This is a genomic window from Clostridium polyendosporum (genome assembly GCF_018332455.1).
Classification (GTDB): Bacteria; Bacillota; Clostridia; order Clostridiales; family Clostridiaceae; genus Clostridium_AY; species Clostridium_AY polyendosporum.
Window position 1 is genome coordinate 202,413 of sequence record NZ_BOPZ01000001.1, and the last position, 21,237, is coordinate 223,649.

Genomic DNA, 21,237 nt, shown 5'->3' on the forward strand with positions numbered 1-21,237 from the left:
TTAAAATTCATTAAAAATATGCAAAAAATTCCCATAAATACTTTTAAAATATACCAATAATATGGTATACTAATTGTAAGATTTTACAAAGGGGTGTGGGAAAATGGGTTTTACAAAAAAAGATATATTAAGTGTAAAGAATGAGATGGAAAATGCTATTAATAGTGTGTTTAGTTCAACGGGGATAACTTCTTATCCTAGTAAATTGAAGAGTTTAATTAACTTATTACAAAACAATAGAGTATTAAATGTGTTAACTACCCCATACTTTAAAGCTAATATAAATTTTAAGGATATAGAGATTGAGCGCGGAGATAACCAACTAGAATTAGTATTACCTGAAGATACTAATAAAAAGATTGCATTTGTCCTACAAAAGTTAAAGGCTATAATTGAGTCTAATAATTCTGATGAGATATATGATTATACATATAATATTTATTCTCATCGAAGTTATGTTGAAAACATATATAAGTGGAATATGGAAATATTAAAACCTTCTTTAGATGAAATCTTAAATAGTATTGATCGCTTAATAAAAACTGACAGTAAAGAAAAGGTATATATTGATATTAGAGTTTCAAGTATAGTTAATAAAAATAATGTATATATTAATAATAGTTCAAATGTAGCAATATGATTAGATATTAAACGACATTTTCCTTTAGATAAAAAGTCTTAACTTTAAAAAATTGAGCTGTATGAAATTATTTAAAAAGCTGTGTTATAATAATATAGTAAACAAATACGTTTTGATAGAAGATATAATATAATAACATAGTCTAAATTAGTCTAAACAGCCAATTAAGAAGTTAGTATACTAGAGATAAATTGATTTGATTTGTATTGAATTTGAGAAGGTGTCCTATTTGTGAGATACTTTCTGAAGTGTAAGTTTAATTATAAATTTATTATCTGTGAACTAACAGCCTTTGCCTCTGATTGGTAAAGGCTTTATTTGTATTTTTAGTAATTAATTCAGTTTACTATAGAGATAAATAATTTAATAAATTTTACCGTTGGTAGGGATAAATGCAATGGAGTGATAAAATGATTCAATTGATCGGATTAAAAAAAGGATTAGACTTATCCATAAGAGAAAAACTCTCAACAAGAAAAAGTCATTATGAATATTATTTAAAAAATTTGTTGGAGTTTTGCGCAGAGGCAGTAATTATAAGCACATGCAATAGAACAGAAATATATTTTAATTGTGAAAGATATGACGATACTATAGTTCATAACATATTTAAGGTATTCGGATGGGATAATGATTTAAAGGAATACACATTTCATTCAAAGGGACATGATGTTATAAAGCATCTTATGGAAGTAGTTTCGGGCTTCCATTCAAAAATTTTAGGAGAGGATCAGATTTTAGGGCAGGTTAAGGAAGCATATAGCTATTCACTAAAGGAAAGTGCAGTTTCTGCAGAACTTCATAGACTTTTTCAAGAAGCAATTACCTGTGGGAAGGAATTTAGAACGGAAGCAAGGATGTATGACATACCAGTATCATCTTCTTCTATAGTGGTTAACTATGGTTTACAGCATGGAATCAAAAACTTTATGGTTATTGGATATGGGGAAATCGGAAGTCTTGCAGTTAAGTATCTATTATCTAGTAATGTTTCAAAAGTGTATATTGTAGTAAGAGACCCTAAAAAAATTGTTGATTTACATGATAAGAGAGTACATATTATAGGATTTAAGGATAAGAATGAGATTATTGAAGAAGTAGAGTGTATTATTTCTTGTACTTCTGCACCACATTATGTTATAAAAAGGGAAGATATACCTAAGGAGAAGAAACTATTGATTTTTGACTTAGCAGTTCCAAGAGATGTAGAAGAATCTCTTGCAAAATATCCTAATATTGAATTATTAGACATAGATACAATAAGTAAAATAGATGATAAAAATAAAAAACTTAGAGCTGAGAGAATGGACAGTTGTAGGGGAATCATTAAAAATCATATAGATGCTTATGAAGAATGGAGAAAATTAAGGGAGATTACACCTTATATAAAAAAACTTAAGATGGTGAGTGCTGAGGTAAGTAAAGACAGAATAAATACTTTTATACATAAAAGCTCATCAAAAAATCATCAGGAGTTAGCAAAAAAGTTAATTAAGAGTACTTCTGATTTTTATATAAATAGAGCAATAGAGACATTAAAGGAAGCTAAGCTTGAAGGAAGTGAAGAGCAGTGCTTAAGGATAATAGAGAAAATATTCAGGATCAATTAAACTTTATCTTTCTTTCGCTTATTTCTAATAAGATTAATGTTGGATTAATAGGAGGAGGGAAAGGTGGTTTAATTAAAGCTAGAACCTTCATTACTAAGGGGTGTAATCTTTGGGTTCTTTCAAGAGAGTTTATAGATGAGTTTCATGAACTTGAAGACTTAGGTGCAAAACTTATAAAAGGAGATTATTATGAGGATTTTATAAGAGATAAGCACATAATAATAATTGCGGTAGATGATTCTAAATTGAAAGAAAAAATAAAACAAAAGTGTGAAATTGAGTATAAGATTTTTATAGATTCAACAGATTTTAAAAGTGGAATGGGGGTAGTACCAGCTCAGAGGGAGATTGAAAGTATTTCCTTTAGTATTCATACAAAGGGAGGAAATCCTAAAGCTTCTATTCTACTTTTAAATAAGATAGAGAAAGAACTTATTGGTTATGATGAGTTTGTTAAAGTTATAAATCCTATAAGGAATAGAGCTAAATCTTTAAATAAAAAGTTAGAGATAATAAGTTTCATTACCACTGAAGATTTTAAATTTTTTTATGAAAAGGGATATATGCATGAGGTTTTGCTTCTCTTTTTTAAAGAAAAGGAAGTAAACTGCTTGTTGCAAAAATAAAAACCCTTTGTTTATCTATATTACTTAATAAGATGGACTTTTTAGTAATGATTTTTGGAGGAGATTTTTGTGAATCTAATTATAGCAACGAGAAAAAGTAAACTGGCTCAAGCGCAGACTGAGCTTGTTATGAGTATGATTAAAGAGAATTTTGGATTTGAAAGTGAGAAACTCTTAGTTGTCACTGAAGGTGACAAGAGGTTGGATGTAACCTTAGATAAGATAGGAGGAAAGGGACTTTTTGTTAAGGAGATTGAAATTGCACTTATGGAAAGAAAAGCTCATTGTGCAGTTCACAGCATGAAGGATGTTCCATTCTTTTTAGAGCATTGTTTTGAGATTGCGGCTATGCCTTCAAGAGAAGATGTGAGAGATGCCTTCGTTTCTATGAATGGTTTAAGTTTTTTTGATTTGCCAAAAGGGGCAAGGATTGGAACAAGCAGTATAAGAAGAAGTGCTCAACTTAAGTCTTTAAGAAAAGATATAGATATAGTTCCGATAAGAGGTAACGTACAGACAAGAATAGAAAAGATAGAAAAGGAGAATTTGGATGGAATAATTCTAGCAGCAGCTGGACTTAAAAGAATGGGCATGGAAGGCATAATTACAAATTATTTTAATCCCTCTGATTTTATACCAGCAGTTGGTCAAGGAGCACTAGGAATTGAAATACTAAAGGATAATGAAGAAGGACAAATTCTAAGAGGGATTGATAATATTGATGTAAGGCATTGTGTAGAAGCTGAGAGAAGCTTTATGAGGGCGCTAAATGGAGGGTGCCATTCACCTATTGGAGCTTACGGGGAACTGCACGGAGATGATATTTATTTAATAGGAACATTCCAAATAGGAGATAAGCTTGTTAAAAAAGATATAACTGGTAATAGGGAAGATAGAATTAAGCTTGGAGAGACTTTAGCACAAAAGGTACTGAAGAAATAGATCTTTTATTTTTAGGAGGATATAATGGGTAAGGTATATATAATAGGTGCAGGTCCAGGAGATGAAGAACTTTTAACCTTAAAAGCAATAAAATCCATGGAAAAGTGTACTGTAGTTTTATATGATAGATTAGCAGGAAATAACGTTCTTAATTATTTAAAGGAAGACTGTGAGATTTATTATTGTGGCAAGGAACCAGGATGTCACTATAAAAGCCAGGAAGAAATTAATGAAATGCTCGTAAGACTTGCTAAGGAAGGGCATGTAGCTGGTAGAATAAAAGGTGGAGATCCTTACGTTTTTGGAAGAGGGGGAGAAGAAGCGCTTGCACTACTAGATGAAGGTATTGAGTTTGAAGTTATTCCAGGAGTAACTTCAGCTATTTCAGTAATGAGCTATGCAGGTATACCTGCAACTCATAGGGGAATATCTCAAAGCTTTCATGTTATAACAGGTATGAGTGGTTCATCTTTAAAAATAAAATGGGAAAGTGTCGCAAAAGAAGAAGGAACTCTTATATTCTTAATGGGCCTAGAGAATATAGATTATATATGTTCATCTCTTATTTCTCATGGAAAGGATATAAACACTCCTTGTGGAGTAATAATGAGAGGAACTACATCAAAGCAAAAAAAAGTAGTAGGAACTCTTCAAAATATATCTCAAAAAGCAAAGGAAGCGGCTCTAAAATCACCTTGTATTATAGTGGTTGGAGATGTGGTATCTTTACATGATAAGTTAAATTGGTTTGAGCAAAGACCTTTATTTGGACTAAATATTTGTGTTACTAGATCAAAGGAACAGTCCTTTAGATTAAAGACTAAGTTTAGAGAACTTGGTGCTGAAGTAACGGAGATAAACGCTATAAAAATAAAAGATACATCAAAGGAGCTTGAAGGTTATAAAGATAAATTGGGAGAGTATGACTTTATAGTATTAACCTCTGTTAATGGAGTAAATATTTTCTTTGATTATTTAAAGAAGAAAGAAATAGATATTAGAAATATAAAGGCTAAGTTTGGAGTTATAGGAAATGCTACTTCAGAAGCATTAAAGGATAGAGGTGTAATTCCTTCCATCATGGCTAAAGAGTTTGTCACAGAAAGCTTGTTTGAAGCTATTAAGCCTCTTGTAAAAGAAAGAGATAAGATATTAATTCCTTGCTCAAAGGAGTCAAGAAGTTATTTAATAGATGAACTTGCTAAGTTAAACTGCATTGTAGATAGAGTTCATATATACGAGCCTATTTGCGGAGAATTAAGAAATACTAATAGCTTTAAGGATGTAGACATCGTAACTTTTACTAGCCCTTCGATAGTAAGGAATATGATAAAGTTAGTTGGTATAGAAGCTATTAAAGATAAAATTTCTATAGCTATAGGACCGATAACCTATACAGAGCTTGAAAGGAACGGAATTTTTGCTATAGAGTGTAAGGAGCATAGTGAAGAGGGGATTATTAGAGAAATTGAAAGAGTATGGAGGGAAAGAAATAATGTATAGAAGACATAGAAGATTAAGAAAAACCTCTGCTATAAGAGATTTAGTTAGAGAAACTATTCTCTCTCCTAAAGACTTTGTTTATCCAATTTTTGTTATAGAAGGGGAAAATGTTAAGAAGGAAATTTCATCACTGCCTGGTAACTATCATGTTTCAGTGGATAGAGTACATGAAATAGTAAAAGAGGTACTAGAGTGTGGTATAAAAGGAGTAATTATTTTTGGTCTTCCTTCTCATAAGGATGAATGTGGTTCATCTGCCTTTGCAGAAAATGGCATAGTTCAAAAAGCAGTTAGGAAGGTAAAGGAGTTATCTCCAGAGATTTGGGTTATCACAGATGTATGTATGTGTCAGTATACTAGTCATGGGCATTGTGGTATTCTACATGGTCAAGAGGTTCATAATGATGAAACTCTTGAAATGTTAGGAAAAGTTGCACTTTCACATGCAAAGGCTGGAGCGGATATGGTAGCTCCTTCTGATATGATGGATGGGAGAGTAGCAGTTATAAGAGATGTTTTGGATCAAAATGGATATGAGCATGTATCAATCATGTCCTATAGTGCAAAATATAGTTCTGCATTTTATGGGCCATTTAGAGAGGCAGCAGATTCAGCTCCTCAATTTGGTGATAGAAAAAGCTATCAAATGGATCCTGCTAACTTAAGAGAGGCTATGAGAGAAATAGAATCAGACATTGAAGAAGGTGCTGATATAATAATGGTTAAGCCTGCTTTATCTTATTTAGATGTTATTAGGTGGGCAAAGGATAGATATGACTATCCAGTGGCAGCATACAGTGTAAGTGGAGAATTCTCAATGATAAAGGCTGGAGCAAAGCTAGGATACATAAATGAAAAAGCTATTGCTTTAGAAATGCTTCTTTCTATTAAAAGGGCAGGAGCAGATATGATAATAACTTATTATGCTTTAGAAGCGTCAAGATGGCTTATGGAACGCTAGAATTAATATTTCCGTTATAGAATTAGAGAAATATATAAGGAATGCAGTAATTGATAATTGCTGCGTGCAGTATAAGGAATACCAGGAGCGCAGTAATTGATAATTGCTGCGTGCAGTATAAGGAATACCAGGAGGAATTATATTATGACAAACCTTGAGATTTTTGAGGAATCAAAAAAATACATGCCTGGAGGAGTAAATTCGCCAGTAAGAGCTTTCAAGGATGTAGAACTTACTCCACCAGTAATTAACAGGGGAGAGGGAGTTTATATATACGATAAAGAAGAAAACAAGTATATTGATTTTGTAGGGGCATGGGGACCTATGATTTTAGGTCATTGTGATGAGGATGTGGTTAATGCAATTAAGGAAACCTGTGAAACTGCTATTGCTTTTGGAGCACCTACAGAGCTAGAACTTCAGTTAGCAAAGCATATGTGCACAACTCTTGATAATGTGGAAATGATAAGAATGGTTAATTCAGGAACGGAAGCTACCATGAGTGCAGTAAAGCTTGCTAGAGGCTATACAGGAAAAGATAAAGTATTAAAGTTTGCTGGATGCTATCATGGTCATTTTGAGGGATTTTTAGTAAGTGCAGGGTCAGGGTTATTAACTGAAGGAATTCCAGGAAGTGCTGGTGTACCTCAAGAGAGCATTAAAAATACATTGATAGGACAGTACAATGATATAGAAAATATTAGAGAAGTTTTTAGAAAGTACGGAAAAGATTTAGCAGCAGTAATAATAGAGCCAGTAGCAGGAAATATGGGTGTCGTAAAGGCAGAAGATAGCTTTATGAAAGAGCTTAGAGCTCTATGTGATGAGTATAGTACCTTATTAATATTTGATGAGGTAATGAGCGGTTTTAGAGTGAATTATAAAGGAGCTCAAAGTTTATTTAAAGTGAAGCCTGACTTAGTAACCTATGCAAAGATCATGGGGGGAGGATTACCTTGTGGTGCTTATTGTGGAAGAAAAGATATAATGGAAAAGCTTTCACCACTAGGACCAGTATATCAAGCTGGTACAATGTCAGGAAATCCTATAGTTATGGCAGCAGGATTAGCTACTCTAAAGAAGCTTCATAACAATCCTCAATATTATGAAAAAATAGAAAAACTAGGAGCGATGCTTCAAAGTGGTATTGAATCTATATCAAAAGAAAAAAACATACCTGTAGTAGTAAACAGATGTGGCGGAATGATGACTATTTTTTTCACAAATAGAGATAAAGTACGATGCTATGATGATGTTATGAGCTGTGATGTTAAGGTGTTTAAGAAATTCTTTACCCATATGCTAAAGAATGGTTTTAATATTCCACCTTCACAATATGAAGCTATGTTTCTTTCTGTAAAGCATAGTGAAGAAGATATTGAAAAGTTTCTAGAGATATTTAGAAGTTTTCAATATAATTAGATTGAATAAGTTTACCTATAGAGAATTTCAGGAAATAGTTTACGTTATAAAAAGCTTTTTCTGAAATTCTAATTTTATAATTTTTTAAATAGGGGTGGAAGTGTGAAAAAAGCCATATTGATAGTTAGTAATGGTACTTCAGATATAGAAGCATTAAGAACTTCTATTGATAAAATAGAAGAGAAGGTTAGAGAAGAATTTAAAGATTATCAATTATTTAGAGCCTTTTCTTCATCTAGAATTATCTCAAAGCTTAAAGAGAAGTATAACATTGTAGTTTCTACACCAGAGGAGACCCTTGATTATATTGAACAGCAAGGTTTTGAGGAGCTTATAGTACAGCCATTGTATATACTGTGCGGAATTGAGTATGAAATGCTTAAAAATACTGTAGAAAGTTTTAAAACAAAAAGCAATCTAAAAAAAATAGTATTAGGAAAATCAGCACTGGTATTTGGTGATGAAAAAAGAACTTTTAATTTTATTGAAAGCATAAAAGAAGTAATACCAACAGATAAACCATTGGTTTTTATGGCGCATGGAACAAGAAGTTTATCAGGTATCTGTTATGAAGATTTATCTGCTTCATTTAAAGCCTTTGGATTAAACAATATATATATTGGAGCAGTAGAAGGAACTCCTTCAATTTATGAAATCATTAAGAATTTAAAAAAGGATAAGATTAAGGAACTTATACTTGCACCACTTCTTATTGTAGCAGGTTACCATGCAAAAAGAGATATGGCATCTTCCATAGATACCTCATGGAAAAGTATTTTACAACTTGAAGGATTTAAGGTAGAGGTTAAGCTTAGGGGACTTGGAGAGATTGATGACTTTCATGACTTTTTAATAAATAGTATAAGAGAAAGTATCAAAAATAAATGATAAATAGGTCGTTAGTAATTTGCTTATAATAACTATTTTTTCTATGTAATAATGATAATACTAAAGTCTCACTTATTATTTGAGTATATGTATATTTTAGGGAGGTATAATATGAAACAGTACGAAGAAAAACTTAGAGATTTCATAGAACATAATTGTATAGAAGCACAACAGTTATTGTTTAATGTATCATGCCATTCCGTACGGGAAGCAGCAAGTGCTGTTGGAGCTCTACCAGAAGATTTTGTGAAAAATATATGTATGATAGATGAACGTAATAACTTAATTGTTGCAATAGTAAAAGGTGAAGATAGAGCTAGTACATCAAGAGTTGGCAAAGTATTAAACATTGGAACTCTAAGGATTGCAACTGAAACAGAGGTTCTTGAAAAAACAGGATATCCGTGTGGAGGAGTTCCTTCGTTTGGATATGATGCTGTCTTTATAATAGACTCAAAAGTTATGGAAAAAGAAGTTGTGTTTACTGGTGGTGGTTCTCCTAATTCACTAGTAAAAATATCAACAAAGGAATTGCAAAGAGTAAACAATGCACTAATTTTGAGGGTAAGGAAATAGCAGGGATATAGGAGATAAAATTTAATAGGCATCGAGCCTATTAAACTTGAGCCAGATTTCACTTTGGAAAATGGTAGCAGATAAGAAACTTGTCATTAAAGTACAGTTTGAAAATTTGTATAATTTATATTTATGTAGACAAATAATAACTTTGTTATTACTGTTATAAATCACTAATTATTCAACTAAATGCTGTATTATATTTGCTAAAATTAGGTGGTGAGAACTTGTTTAAAAAGATTGTACTATTATGTTGTTTGTGTCTTAGTATACTTTGTACGAAAAATATAAATTCATATGGAAATACTCTGTATAATTTACAACATTCTAAAGAAAAATCAAATATAAGTATTCTTGTAGATTTGACAGAGCAAAAATTATACCTTATAGATACAGATAAGAATATAATATTGAAGCAATACTGGATAGCCAGTGGAAAAAGCGATACTCCTTCACCAATAGGATGTTGGCGTGTGATTAGCAAAGGTGAATGGAGTGGTGGATTTGGTACGAGATGGTTAGGATTAAATGTTCCTTGGGGACATTATGGTATACATGGGACGAATAAGCCTCATTCTATAGGAAAAGAAGAATCCCATGGATGTATCAGGATGCTTAATGATGATATTGAAGAATTATATCAAATGGTGAACTATGGAACAAGGGTAGTTATATATGCGGGACCTAATGGACCTTTTCATAGAGGATGTCGTAGTTTAAAGCCTGGTGATCGTGGAGCAGACGTTTATTATATACAGCGAAAACTTAAAGAATTAAATTATTATACTGGTGCATTAGATGGGGTATACGGTGAAGAAATGAAAAAGTCAGTCATAAAGTTTAGAGAAGATAAAAGACTGAAGTTAACCCATGATGTAGATAAAGAGTTTTGCTTAGCACTTGAAATTCAATTTTTTGAATAAACTTTAAATCTTTTGTAATGTCTATAAATGAGTTTTGAATAGTTTAAAAGCATATGTCACGCTATCTTTAAAGTTAGCGTAATTTTTTTAAAATAGACTTTGACTTTCTTTGACTTTTGTATTATCATAAAAACAAAGAAAAAAGCTAAAGTGAGGTAATGTGTATGAATATTGATAAAATGACTTTGAGAGTACAACAGAGTTTAAATGATGCACAACTTACGGCAGTTAAATATAATCATCAGCAGGTGGATGTAATTCATTTATTTTCATCTCTCGTAAATCAAGATGATGGATTAATTCCTAATATATTTCAAAAAATGGCAGTAGATTTAAAGAGATTAAGAAATGAAATACATGTTGAGCTTGATAAAATGCCAAAGGTTTTAGGTGAAGGTGCTCAGTCTTCAGGTGTGTATGCAACTAGAAGAATAGAAGAAGTTTTAGTAAAAGCTGAGGGTGTTTCCAAGGAGTATAAGGATTCTTTTATAAGCGTCGAGCATGTGATGCTTGCTATTATGGAAGTTGATTATAGTGGAGTAGCTGGAAAAATATTAACAAAGTTTAATATAAATAAAAAAGACTTTCTAAAAGTATTATCGCAGGTTAGAGGAAATCAAAGAGTGGAAACACAGGATCCAGAAGGCACTTATGATGCTTTAACAAAGTATGGTACAAATCTTGTGGAATTGGCTAAGAAGCATAAGTTAGATCCTGTTATAGGAAGAGATGATGAAATAAGAAGAGCTGTAAGAATTCTTTCAAGAAGAACAAAGAATAACCCTCTACTTATAGGGGAACCTGGTGTTGGTAAAACGGCTATAGTTGAAGGGTTAGCTGAAAGAATTGTAAGAGGAGATGTACCTGAAGGTCTTAAGGATAAGATAATATTCTCTTTAGATATGGGTGCTTTAATAGCTGGTGCTAAATATAGAGGAGAATTTGAGGAGAGACTTAAGGCCGTATTAAAGGAAGTACAAAATAGTGATGGAAGGATAATTTTATTTATAGATGAGATTCATACCATTGTTGGAGCAGGGAAAACTGATGGAGCAATGGATGCTGGAAACTTAATTAAGCCTCTTTTAGCAAGAGGAGAGTTACACTGTATTGGAGCAACAACTTTTGATGAATATAGAAAGTATATAGAAAAGGATAAAGCTCTAGAGAGAAGATTTCAACCAATAATAGTAGATGAACCTACAGTAGATGATACTATTTCTATCTTAAGAGGACTTAAGGAGAGGTTTGAAATACACCATGGAATCAGAATTCACGATTCTGCCATAGTAGCTTCTGCAAAACTTTCTCATAGGTATATCCAAGATAGGTACCTTCCAGATAAGGCTATAGATCTTATCGATGAAGCTGGAGCAATGATTAGGAGTGAAATAGATTCACTTCCAACAGAATTAGATATGGTAAGGAGAAAGATGTTCCAGCTTGAAACAGAAAAAGAAGCTCTTTCAAAGGAAAAGGATGAAGCATCAAAAGCTAGACTAAGTATTATTGAAAAGGAATTAGCTGAACTTAAGAGTAATAATGATGAGATGACAGCAAAATATGAAAAAGAAAAAGCTCAAATCTTAGAAATCAGAAATCTGAAAACACAACTTGATGAAGCAAGAGGAATGATAGAGAAATATGAAAGAGAGTATGATTTAAATAAGGTAGCTGAACTTAAATATGGATTAATTCCAAATCTTGAAGTTAAGATTAAAGAAAAAGAAGAGCTTATGAAGGAAAACTATAAAGGAGCCCTTCTAAAGGAAGAAGTTACAGAAAATGAAATATCAGAAATTGTTTCTAAATGGACAGGAATACCTGTATCTAAGCTTGTAGAAGGAGAAAGACAAAAACTTTTACGATTAGAATATGAGCTTGAGAAAAGAGTTATAGGACAGAAGGATGCAGTAACAAGTGTTTCAAATGCTGTAATAAGAGCAAGAGCAGGTCTAAAGGATGCAAGAAGACCTATAGGTTCTTTTATATTCCTAGGGCCTACTGGAGTAGGTAAGACTGAACTTGCAAAGACATTATCAAAAACATTATTTGATAGTGAAGAGAATATTATTAGAATCGACATGAGTGAATATATGGAAAAATATTCAGTATCTAGGTTAATAGGTGCTCCTCCAGGATATGTAGGTTATGAGGAAGGAGGACAATTAACAGAAGCAGTTAGAAGAAAACCATACTCAGTAATATTGTTTGATGAGATAGAAAAAGCTCATGAAGATGTATTTAATGTATTCCTTCAAATATTAGATGATGGAAGACTTACAGATAATAAAGGTAAAACTGTTGATTTTAAGAATTGTATTATAATAATGACATCTAATATAGGGAGTAGTTATCTTCTTGAAAATAAATCACACCAAGGAATAGATGAGAACATTAGGGAAGATGTAATGGCAGAAATGAAAAGAAGATTTAAGCCGGAGTTCCTAAATAGGTTAGATGATATAATTATGTTCAGACCTCTTACTAATGAGGGTATAAAACAAATAATTGATATCTTCCTTGAAGAGGTACAGAAGCGATTAAGTGATAGAAACATAAAGATGAATGTTACAGAAAGTGCAAAGGAATTATTAGCTCAGGAAGGTTATGACCCAATTTATGGAGCTAGACCTCTGAAAAGATATATAGAAAATATCCTTGAAACCAACATAGCAAGAAAGATTATCGCTGGTGAGATTTATGATGGCTGCACTATAGAGGTTAGCGGAAAAGATGAGCATATTACAATAGAGAGAATATGATAAAGAGTGTGTAGGATTGCCTACACACTCTTTTATTTTTAATCATTAATTCAGTCTACATATAGTCATTTTATTCTTGTGGACTGTATCCAAAAATCTGAGAAGTTCTAAGGAATTTTTCTGCCTTTTCGTTATTTCCTCTTAGGGATTCAAGTTTACTTATTAGAAAGTATACTTCTGCACAATCATCTTTAAGAACAAGAGTTTTCTTCAATACTTCCTCTGCTTTTTCAAGTTCCCCTTCTCCAAGAAGTTTCTTAGCAAGAGTTATATGAATTGAAATATTATTTTTAAGAGAATCCTTTTTTATAATTTCGTCAAGTACTGCCTTAACTCTTTTAATAGTAAAAGGTTTTTGAAGATAGACAGCAGCGCCTAGTTTAGTACATTCTACAGCATTTTTAATTGTGCCAAAAGCAGTCATTACTATAACAGTTATACTTTTATTATGTTTTTTTATTAATCTAAGAAGCTCTGTTCCACTAACTTCAGGCATTTTTATATCTGTAAAAACTATAGAAATATCTTCGTTTTTAATTATATCTAATGCTTCATTAGCATTTATAGCTTGGAAAACCTTATATCCTTCCATATTCAAATAAGTTACAAGCATTTCTCTAATATTTTTTGTATCATCAACAACTAATACCTTTCTCAAATTTATCCCCCCTATTTATTGGTAGTAAAACTGTAAATGTGCTTCCAATACCATATTCACTCTCACAATATATTTGTCCGTTATGCAGCTCAACTATTTGTTTTGAAAGTGCTAGCCCTAATCCCGTACCTTCTTCTTCATTATTTGCTCTAAAGAACTTATTAAAGATTTTAGATATGTTCTCTGAGGAAATTCCTATACCATTGTCCTTAATACTAATTTCTATATTGTTACCATATTTATGAGCTAATATTTGTATTGTTCCATTAGTTTTAGTGTATTTTATAGAATTAGATAGTAAATTATTTAACACCCAGCATATCTTTTCTAGATCAATAAATATTTTAGGAAGCTTTTCTTCGATGTTTACTAAAAGAGTTATATTCTTTTTCTCAATTAATGTGGTAAAATCTTCTATGCTTCTTTCAATGGCATAAGATATATGCCACTCATTTATGGTTAATATTGCTTTGTCAGACTCTATTTGAGCGATTCTTAAAAAATTATTTATTAAATTAAGAAGTTTGACACTATCTTCACTTATGGTTGAAATAATTTTATTATAATTTTTATTTTCCATTAAAGAAGAATCTTCCAAAAGGCTTGCTCCCATCATTATTGATGTTAGAGGAGTTTTTATTTCATGAGATAGTGAGGAAACAAAATCATGTTTAAGTTTCTCAATTTTTTTTATCTCAGTTATATTTTGGAGATATACAATAATGCCGTTTATTACTTCTTTATTATCTCTTATTAATGAAAGGTTTATATTAAATGTTATTGAATCATTTTTAAAGCTCATTATTTTATTATCTTTTTCTACACTATTATCCATAATCGTTGAAATAAAATCAAAGAGGTTTCCATTAGGTATAGCCTCTAATATATGTCTATTAATAACTTCATGCTGCTTTATTTCAAAGAAGTCCTCACATGCATCGTTTAGTAGCATTATTCTATAGTTAATATCTAGAACTATAACAGGATCTGAAATACTTTTTACTATAGCAAGAGACTTATTTTTTTCATCCATTAATTTCCCAAGAGTGCTGTGTTGAAATTCACTTATTTTTTCACTCATTTTATTAAATTCTTCAGCTAAAGTTCCTATTTCATCATTTGAGGTTATTTGTGCTATATTATCAAAGTTTCCTTCTTTTGCTTTTATTATATTGTTGTGGAGTAGGTAAATAGGTTTTAAAAATTTATTTATATATCTAATAGATAGTATTAAGCTTAATAGAGTTAAAGAGGTACAAAGTAAAAAAATAATATTTGTAGAATATTGTACCGTGTTCTTTATGGCATCTCTTTTTTCTAACATTGCTTTTTCATTAATAGTTGATATAGTTTTTACCGTATTTCTTAGTTGTAAGTAAATTGGATGAAGTTCATTAACATAAATTGAAAGTGCACTTTCTTTTCCTTTACTCTCTCTAACCTCTACCAAATGAGTAAAAGCATTAAGGAAAGCTATATAGTTATCTCCTATTTTTTTATTTACATCAAATTCACCTTGTTCTGTTACATTATTAAGTTGAAAATTATAATATTTATAAAAATTATCATTTGTCTTATAAAAATTCTCTAGAGTATCTTTTTCGGGATAATCAATATAAGTAATAATATCTAAATTTTGACTTTCTATTGCTTCAAGCATTTTATTTGATGCATTTATACTTTCATAGTTGTGGCTCATTAAGGTATCAACAGATGTTCTAATATTCCGTAGATTAATTAAAGAAGTCACGCCTATTATAGCATTAACTAAAATTAACATAAAAAATAAATTAAAGAATTTATATCTTAAGCTTTTTTTCATATTTTTTCTCTCCATTTCAAAGCTAGTATATTAATTATTACGTATATATTCAATTAAAGAAGTCTAAGAAAGAATAAGGATGATTTAGAAAAAGGGAGATATTTTTTAATAGTTTATTATAATTAGTTATATTTATAAAGATAAGATTCTTTTTCAAGTAGACATTTTAGATTAATATAAGTTAATTTAAAAAGACCCAAGCCTAAGCTTGAGTCATATACTATCTATTTAAGACCTTGTTCATATTGTTGAACCATTCTTTTAACCATTTCGCCACCAACGCTTCCGCATTGTCTTGAAGTAAGATTTCCGTTGTAATCAGTAAATGGAACCCCTAATGCTCCTGCAACTTCATTCTTAAATCTTGCTAAACCTTGTTTTGCTTCTGGAACTAATTTTTGTGCCATACAATTTTCCTCCTTTGTAAGTTAATTATTTTTAGTTTGCTAAGCATTTCTTGCTTTGCATTATTATTTTGTGCATATAAAATTTTAATACACTATAGAAAAGTAGTTAATGGAGGAAAAAGGTATAAATATTACTAAATTAAGGACAATAATTATTACTTAATAAAAAGCTCGCTTTAATAGTTTTACTCTAAAGAGTATTTTTATGAGTAGTTTTTAATTTTTTTCAATATGCTTATAACCTAATTAGCTACATCTTTATTTGCTATCATTTCACGAAGTGAAGTCTGACTCAAGCTATAGATACACAACTTTAATAGGATTGATGCCTATTAAATCTTATTTTCTGATTTTTAAGACTGCAATAACTACAGGCATTGTTATTATAGCAGAGATTAATGCCTCTGGAATTCCATTGGTTATACCTATACCAATTATAAATTTCCCAGCTTTATCTGGAGAAATCTTAATTACATTTGCAAATCTCTCTATATAAATTAAATGTACTAAGCTTAATACTCCAATAGTATTAGCTAAAGTACCGAAAATTGACGCAGTTCCTATAGTAAGTACCCAATTTTTTTCACTAACATTAAATTTAAAGAATAATCCTAATAATATTATAAAAACTAATGCTCCAATAATAGTACTCTGTACAGTTCCAAAGAATGTTCTAAATACAAGATATAGCATAAAGCTAAATAGTAGAATAACAGTTATTCCAGATACTTTAGCATTTTTATTTATTGCTTTTTTCATAAATATATAACTATAATAGCTTACAACACCTATAAGAATTCTTGGAAGCAATGCAATTATTGGATTCCAAAATATAAAACTTGTTGGCGTAGGTGCAGTAAAAGCTTGATACATACTAAATAAACCAAAACATAATCCAATAAATGCTCCCACAATTGGGCCTTCAATTATAGCACCGATAATTACTGGAATATGCATAATTGTTGCTTGTACTGGAGGTATTTTAATAAAACCTAATCCAGTTAATCCTAAAAAAATAGAAATAGCAGATAGCATACCAGTAATCACTAGTTGTCTTACTTTTAATTTAGTTGATTGAATTTCTCTTTCCATTCTAATTCCTCCGTTCTTATTCCATACTAGGATATAATTCGGTTTTATTGAAATAAAAACCATAATTTTTTAGTTCAGTTTCAAATGAATACTGACATCTGTATTGTAGCACGTCCATAATTTTTATCAATAGGTTTTAACTAAATAATTATTTGAGATTTACAATATAAGATTATATATAATGTTTATGACTAGATTTTTATAAAAGAAAAAAATATTCTAAAAAGTATATAGATACACAACTTCATAACTAATTATATATGCTTAGAAAAATCATTGCATGTCGAGGCTATTTTCATGAATTATTTAATGAGTTAAGTTGTGTATCTTTGTTAATACTATCAATTATTTGATATAAAAAATGTGTCTAATAAAATACCTTTGTAATAAGGCATTTAGTAGACACACTGTTAGGTAATATTTAATTTTATTATAATAAATAATTTCATAAATTAAATTTTAAGTTTTCAGAATCTATCTTATAAAGTTTATTTAATATACATTTTTATATTCACTAATAAAAATTATTGTTATCAATAACATCAGTTTTCTTTGGTATAACTATTGCACATATAATATATGCTAGAATTCCTGAACCACCTATAAAGGTTGCCAAAACCCATAATAATCTAACTATTGTAACATCCATATCAAAGTATTCAGATAATCCAGCACATACGCCTGAGACCATGCCTTGCTCAGGAATTTTATAGAGCTTTTTTGATTGAGTCATAGGTAAACCTCCTAAATAATATCTTATTTTATTTATAGTAGAATAATAATAAAAATATATCCTTTATACTTAAAATAATATAAATTTTAGATTGAAGAAGATTTTTAATAAAATAAATTATTGGATAGTGAATTGAGTATATTGGGGGAATAATAAATTATATTATATTTTGTTGAGGTGAAACTATGGATAAAAAGGAGCTTTTTAAAGATATAGAAGAGCATTTATTAAAAGATGAAAGACCATCAACGTATTTAAATAAGTTAAAGAATGAAGGAGTGCTAGATCAAGAACCCTTTAATATTATTGGAGATCTACAGAATATTCCTCAGGAAAAGAAGTTTCATCCAGAAGGAAGTGTTTGGAACCATGTTATGATGGTCGTTGATGAAGCCGCAAAAAGAAGGTCATTAAGCGAAGATGCAAAAAGTTTCATGTGGGCATCACTACTTCATGATGTTGGTAAAGGAACAACTACTGTAAAAAGGAATGGCAGATGGACGTCTTACGATCACGATTCAGTAGGAGCAGAGATGGCGAGAAAATTCTTAGGAGAGTTTTCAGAGGAGCAGAACTTTAATGAAAAAGTAGAAGGATTGGTAAGATGGCATATGCAGAGTCTTTATGTTACAAAGAAATTACCATTTGCACAGATTTCCAGAATGGCAGAAAACTCCTCGGTACAGGAAGTTGGATTACTTTCTCTCTGTGATAAACTTGCGAGAGGGGAAATGAATGAAGATAAAACAAAAGAAGTATATGAAAAGATAAATTTATTTTTAGATAAAGTGTCTTCATCAACAAAGTATAAGTATAACCACTATTCTTATAAAAGTTAATACTATAAAAGATTGAAACAGAAGGGTGTCTAACCTTTCTGTTTTTTACGTAGAAACTGTTCATAAGGGGTTACAGTAGTATTTCGTAGAAAGTATTGAAAGTTAGGATGTTTTCTTCTAAAATTTATTAAGGATTAAATTTTTTATTTATAAATATACTATACAAAGTTGAAAGATAGGAAAATATTGTGTAAAATTGATTTGCTTTGAGAATTATATGCCCTCTTGGTGACGTTTGTATTATTAATTCTCTAAGTGTGAATAATAATTATGCAGATATACACGTTCATAATTGGATTTATAACTTTATAAAACGCATTAAAAGTCTAGATTATTTTCTAAAGTTTTTTAAAATTGAATTTGTATATCTTTATACCGAAAGGGTGAGAAAAGTGAATGTATATTTTGATAATAGTGCTACTACAATACCTTTAGATGAGGTTATAAATGAAGTAGCGGAAGGGATGAAAGAGTATTATGCAAATCCATCATCTCTTCATAAATTAGGCATAAAATGCGAAAAAAAGCTTTTACATAGTAGAGAGCTGCTAGCAGGTACTATTAATTGTACTAGGGAAGAAATCTTTTTTACTTCAGGAGGAAGTGAAAGTAATAACTTAATAATTAGAGGAATAACTAAGGTAGGAAATCATATCATAACTTCAAGATTTGAACATCCAAGTGTTTTAAACACCTGTAAAGAACTTGAAAAGGTTGGTATTAAAATAACTTATCTAGATGTAGATGAATTTGGTCAAATAGATATGGAACAGCTTGAGGAAAGTATCTCAAAGAATACGGTGCTTGTTTCTATTATGCACGTAAATAATGAAATGGGTGCTATACAGGATATAGAAAAAATAGGTAAGATGATAAAAGAAAAAAGTCATAGAGCTAAGTTTCATGTAGATGCCGTTCAGAGTTATGGAAAGATAAAAATTGATGTAAAAAAGAGCAATATAGATATGCTTTCTGTAAGTGGTCATAAAATTCATGGGCCTAAGGGAATAGGTTTTTTATATTTAAGAAAAGGACTTTCTCTTACTCCTATAATCACTGGTGGAGGGCAAGAAAAAGGGTTAAGATCAGGTACAGAAAATCTTCCAGCAATAATGGGTATGATAAAGGCTGCAGAAGTTACTTGTAACAACCTTCAGCAGAACTTAGATATAGTTAAAAGATTGAAAGAGTATTTTATAAAAAAATTAAGTGATATAAAGGATATAAGAATAAATAGTCCTTTAGATGAACGAATATCTCCATATATTTTAAATATATCTTTTTTGGGAATAAGAGCAGAAGTACTTCTTCATCTGTTAGAGGAAAAGGATATTTACGTTTCGCCAGGGTCAGCATGTTCTTCAAAGCAAGTAGTATCAAAGGGAAGTCATGTATTAAATGCTTTAGGTTTATGTGAAAAAGAGATTAGTGGAGCTATAAGATTTAGTCTTTCTCCATATAACACCATACAGGAAGTAGATTATGTAATAGAAAACTTAAAGCAATCATTATTATTTTTAAGGAGAGTAAAGATATGAATAAATTGATATTAGTTAAATATGCTCCAGAAATATTTCTAAAGGGATTAAATAGGGGGAAGTTTGAAAGAAAGCTTAAGAACAATATTATTAAAAAGCTTGAAGGAATAGAATTCGATATTCTTGAGGATCAGGGAAGATGGTTTATTAAGACTGCTGATTTGGATGAAGTCTGTGAGAGAATTAAGAAAGTTTTTGGCGTTATGGAAATATGTATAGTAACTCAAGTTAAAAAAGACTTAAATACCATAAAGGAAGAAGCTTTAAAAAAGGTAACAGAAAGTGGAGCAAAAACTTTTAAAATTGAAACAAATAGAGCTAATAAGAAGTTCCCTATGAATTCAATGGAAGTTTCAAGAGATTTAGGTGGATACATACTTCATCATTTAAGTGATATTTCTGTAGATATACATAATCCTGAGTGCATGGTTGTTGTGGAAATCAGAGATAATGCTGCTTATGTATTTACTAATAAGGATAAGATTAAAGCTGTAGGAGGCCTTCCATATGGAATGAATGGAAGTACAATGCTTATGTTATCAGGAGGTATAGATTCACCGGTAGCAGGGTATCTTATGGCAAGAAGAGGGGTGGAGTTAAACTGTGTTTATTATCACAGTCATCCATATACTTCAGAAAGAGCAAAGGACAAGGTAAAAGACCTGGCTAAAATTCTTGGGAAATACACTGAAAAGATTAATCTTTTTGTGGTACCTTTTACAGATATTCAGATGGCAATTATAGAAAATTGCAGAGAAGATGAACTTACCATAATAATGAGAAGATTTATGATGAGAGTAGCATGTAAGCTTTCTGAATTAAAGGGTATACAGTCAGTATCTACAGGAGAAAGTATTGGTCAAGTTGCTTCACAGACAATGGAAGGATTGATAGTTAGCACAGATGTAGCAGATAGACCTGTGTTTAGACCTTTGATAGCTATGGATAAAGTAGATATCATGGATATTTCAAGGGAAATTGGAACTTACGAGACATCAATTCTTCCTTATGAGGATTGCTGCACTATATTTGTACCCAAGCATCCTAAAACTAAACCGAGGTTAGAGGAAATAAGAAAATCAGAAAGCAATTTAAATATAGATGAATTAGTGGATAAAGCTATCGAAACTATGGAATTTTATAAATTTTAATTAATCGAAAATACTATTGTAATTTGCTGTCATTTTACGAAGTAAAATCTGATTTAATCTGTGTATCTTTAATAGGCTCGATACCTGCTAAGGTTTATTTAATATAATCAATTTCAGTAGAGTGGTAAGGGAAAGAGTTTC

Annotated in this window: 19 protein-coding genes and 1 pseudogene; 14 read left to right on the top strand and 6 right to left on the bottom strand. The window is 30.6% G+C overall.

The annotated features are described in order from the left end of the window. The first annotated feature begins 103 nt into the window (after positions 1-103). From CPJCM30710_RS00845 to clpB, 11 genes are all read left to right on the top strand, one after another. Entirely contained in the window at positions 104-640 is a 537-nt protein-coding gene (locus CPJCM30710_RS00845; protein WP_212902268.1) for a hypothetical protein, read from the top strand. Between the two features lie 410 nt (positions 641-1,050). Beyond that, positions 1,051-2,250 (top strand): glutamyl-tRNA reductase, encoded by a 1,200-nt coding sequence (gene hemA, locus CPJCM30710_RS00850; RefSeq protein ID WP_212902269.1) that lies wholly within the window; start codon positions 1,051-1,053, stop codon positions 2,248-2,250. After that, positions 2,211-2,876 carry an NAD(P)-dependent oxidoreductase gene (locus CPJCM30710_RS00855; protein WP_212902270.1) on the top strand — a complete coding sequence of 222 codons (666 nt, stop codon included), beginning with the start codon at positions 2,211-2,213 and terminating at the stop codon, positions 2,874-2,876. The genes hemA and CPJCM30710_RS00855 overlap by 40 nt, the downstream gene beginning before the upstream one ends. 69 nt (positions 2,877-2,945) lie before the next feature. After that, positions 2,946-3,818, top strand: a complete 873-nt coding sequence (gene hemC, locus CPJCM30710_RS00860; protein WP_212902271.1) for a hydroxymethylbilane synthase — start codon at positions 2,946-2,948, stop codon at positions 3,816-3,818. 24 nt (positions 3,819-3,842) lie between these two features. Further along, on the top strand, positions 3,843-5,321 hold the full coding sequence (cobA, locus tag CPJCM30710_RS00865) for a uroporphyrinogen-III C-methyltransferase (RefSeq protein WP_212902272.1): 1,479 nt from the start codon (positions 3,843-3,845) through the stop codon (positions 5,319-5,321). Beyond that, complete coding sequence (hemB, locus tag CPJCM30710_RS00870) at positions 5,314-6,282, top strand: porphobilinogen synthase (RefSeq protein ID WP_212902273.1); 969 nt, start codon at positions 5,314-5,316, stop codon at positions 6,280-6,282. Before cobA ends, hemB begins: the two co-directional genes overlap by 8 nt. A 144-nt stretch (positions 6,283-6,426) precedes the next feature. Further along, the gene (gene hemL, locus CPJCM30710_RS00875; protein WP_212902274.1) at positions 6,427-7,704 is read left to right on the top strand and encodes a glutamate-1-semialdehyde 2,1-aminomutase; all 1,278 of its coding nucleotides are present in this window, start codon (positions 6,427-6,429) and stop codon (positions 7,702-7,704) included. Between the two features lie 102 nt (positions 7,705-7,806). Further along, positions 7,807-8,592, top strand: coding sequence for a sirohydrochlorin cobaltochelatase (locus tag CPJCM30710_RS00880; RefSeq protein ID WP_212902275.1), 786 nt, complete (start codon positions 7,807-7,809; stop codon positions 8,590-8,592). Between the two features lie 111 nt (positions 8,593-8,703). After that, on the top strand, positions 8,704-9,168 hold the full coding sequence (locus tag CPJCM30710_RS00885) for an aminoacyl-tRNA deacylase (protein WP_212902276.1): 465 nt from the start codon (positions 8,704-8,706) through the stop codon (positions 9,166-9,168). Positions 9,169-9,395: 227 nt separating this feature from the next. After that, positions 9,396-10,091, top strand: coding sequence for a L,D-transpeptidase family protein (locus CPJCM30710_RS00890; RefSeq protein ID WP_212902277.1), 696 nt, complete (start codon positions 9,396-9,398; stop codon positions 10,089-10,091). 164 nt (positions 10,092-10,255) lie between these two features. Beyond that, on the top strand, positions 10,256-12,856 hold the full coding sequence (clpB, locus tag CPJCM30710_RS00895) for an ATP-dependent chaperone ClpB (RefSeq protein WP_212902278.1): 2,601 nt from the start codon (positions 10,256-10,258) through the stop codon (positions 12,854-12,856). A gap of 70 nt (positions 12,857-12,926) precedes the next feature. Here the strand turns inward: clpB and CPJCM30710_RS00900 are convergent, their stop codons facing one another. From CPJCM30710_RS00900 to CPJCM30710_RS00920, 6 genes and pseudogenes are all read right to left on the bottom strand, one after another. Further along, positions 12,927-13,514, bottom strand: a complete 588-nt coding sequence (locus CPJCM30710_RS00900; RefSeq protein WP_212902279.1) for a response regulator — start codon at positions 13,512-13,514, stop codon at positions 12,927-12,929. Next, positions 13,492-15,336: an ATP-binding protein gene (locus tag CPJCM30710_RS00905; RefSeq protein WP_212902280.1), complete on the bottom strand. Its 1,845-nt coding sequence runs from the start codon at positions 15,334-15,336 to the stop codon at positions 13,492-13,494. Before CPJCM30710_RS00905 ends, CPJCM30710_RS00900 begins: the two co-directional genes overlap by 23 nt. Positions 15,337-15,560: 224 nt before the next feature. After that, the gene (locus tag CPJCM30710_RS00910; protein ID WP_212902281.1) at positions 15,561-15,743 is read right to left on the bottom strand and encodes an alpha/beta-type small acid-soluble spore protein; all 183 of its coding nucleotides are present in this window, start codon (positions 15,741-15,743) and stop codon (positions 15,561-15,563) included. Positions 15,744-16,082: 339 nt separating this feature from the next. Beyond that, on the bottom strand, positions 16,083-16,367 hold the full coding sequence (locus tag CPJCM30710_RS18185; protein ID WP_407644966.1) for an ECF transporter S component: 285 nt from the start codon (positions 16,365-16,367) through the stop codon (positions 16,083-16,085). Continuing rightward, positions 16,356-16,835, bottom strand: a pseudogene (locus CPJCM30710_RS17985) (ECF transporter S component); the annotation flags it as partial. The gene CPJCM30710_RS18185 and the pseudogene CPJCM30710_RS17985, both read right to left, overlap by 12 nt. A gap of 514 nt (positions 16,836-17,349) precedes the next feature. Continuing rightward, positions 17,350-17,568 carry a PspC domain-containing protein gene (locus CPJCM30710_RS00920; protein WP_212902283.1) on the bottom strand — a complete coding sequence of 73 codons (219 nt, stop codon included), beginning with the start codon at positions 17,566-17,568 and terminating at the stop codon, positions 17,350-17,352. Positions 17,569-17,753: 185 nt separating this feature from the next. Here CPJCM30710_RS00920 and CPJCM30710_RS00925 point away from each other — a divergent pair, with 185 nt between their 5' ends. From CPJCM30710_RS00925 to thiI, 3 genes are all read left to right on the top strand, one after another. Beyond that, positions 17,754-18,407, top strand: a complete 654-nt coding sequence (locus tag CPJCM30710_RS00925) for an HD domain-containing protein (protein ID WP_212902284.1) — start codon at positions 17,754-17,756, stop codon at positions 18,405-18,407. 392 nt (positions 18,408-18,799) lie between these two features. Then, positions 18,800-19,945: a cysteine desulfurase family protein gene (locus CPJCM30710_RS00930; protein ID WP_212902285.1), complete on the top strand. Its 1,146-nt coding sequence runs from the start codon at positions 18,800-18,802 to the stop codon at positions 19,943-19,945. Then, on the top strand, positions 19,942-21,096 hold the full coding sequence (thiI, locus tag CPJCM30710_RS00935) for a tRNA uracil 4-sulfurtransferase ThiI (RefSeq protein ID WP_212902286.1): 1,155 nt from the start codon (positions 19,942-19,944) through the stop codon (positions 21,094-21,096). Before CPJCM30710_RS00930 ends, thiI begins: the two co-directional genes overlap by 4 nt. Positions 21,097-21,237 lie beyond the last annotated feature (141 nt).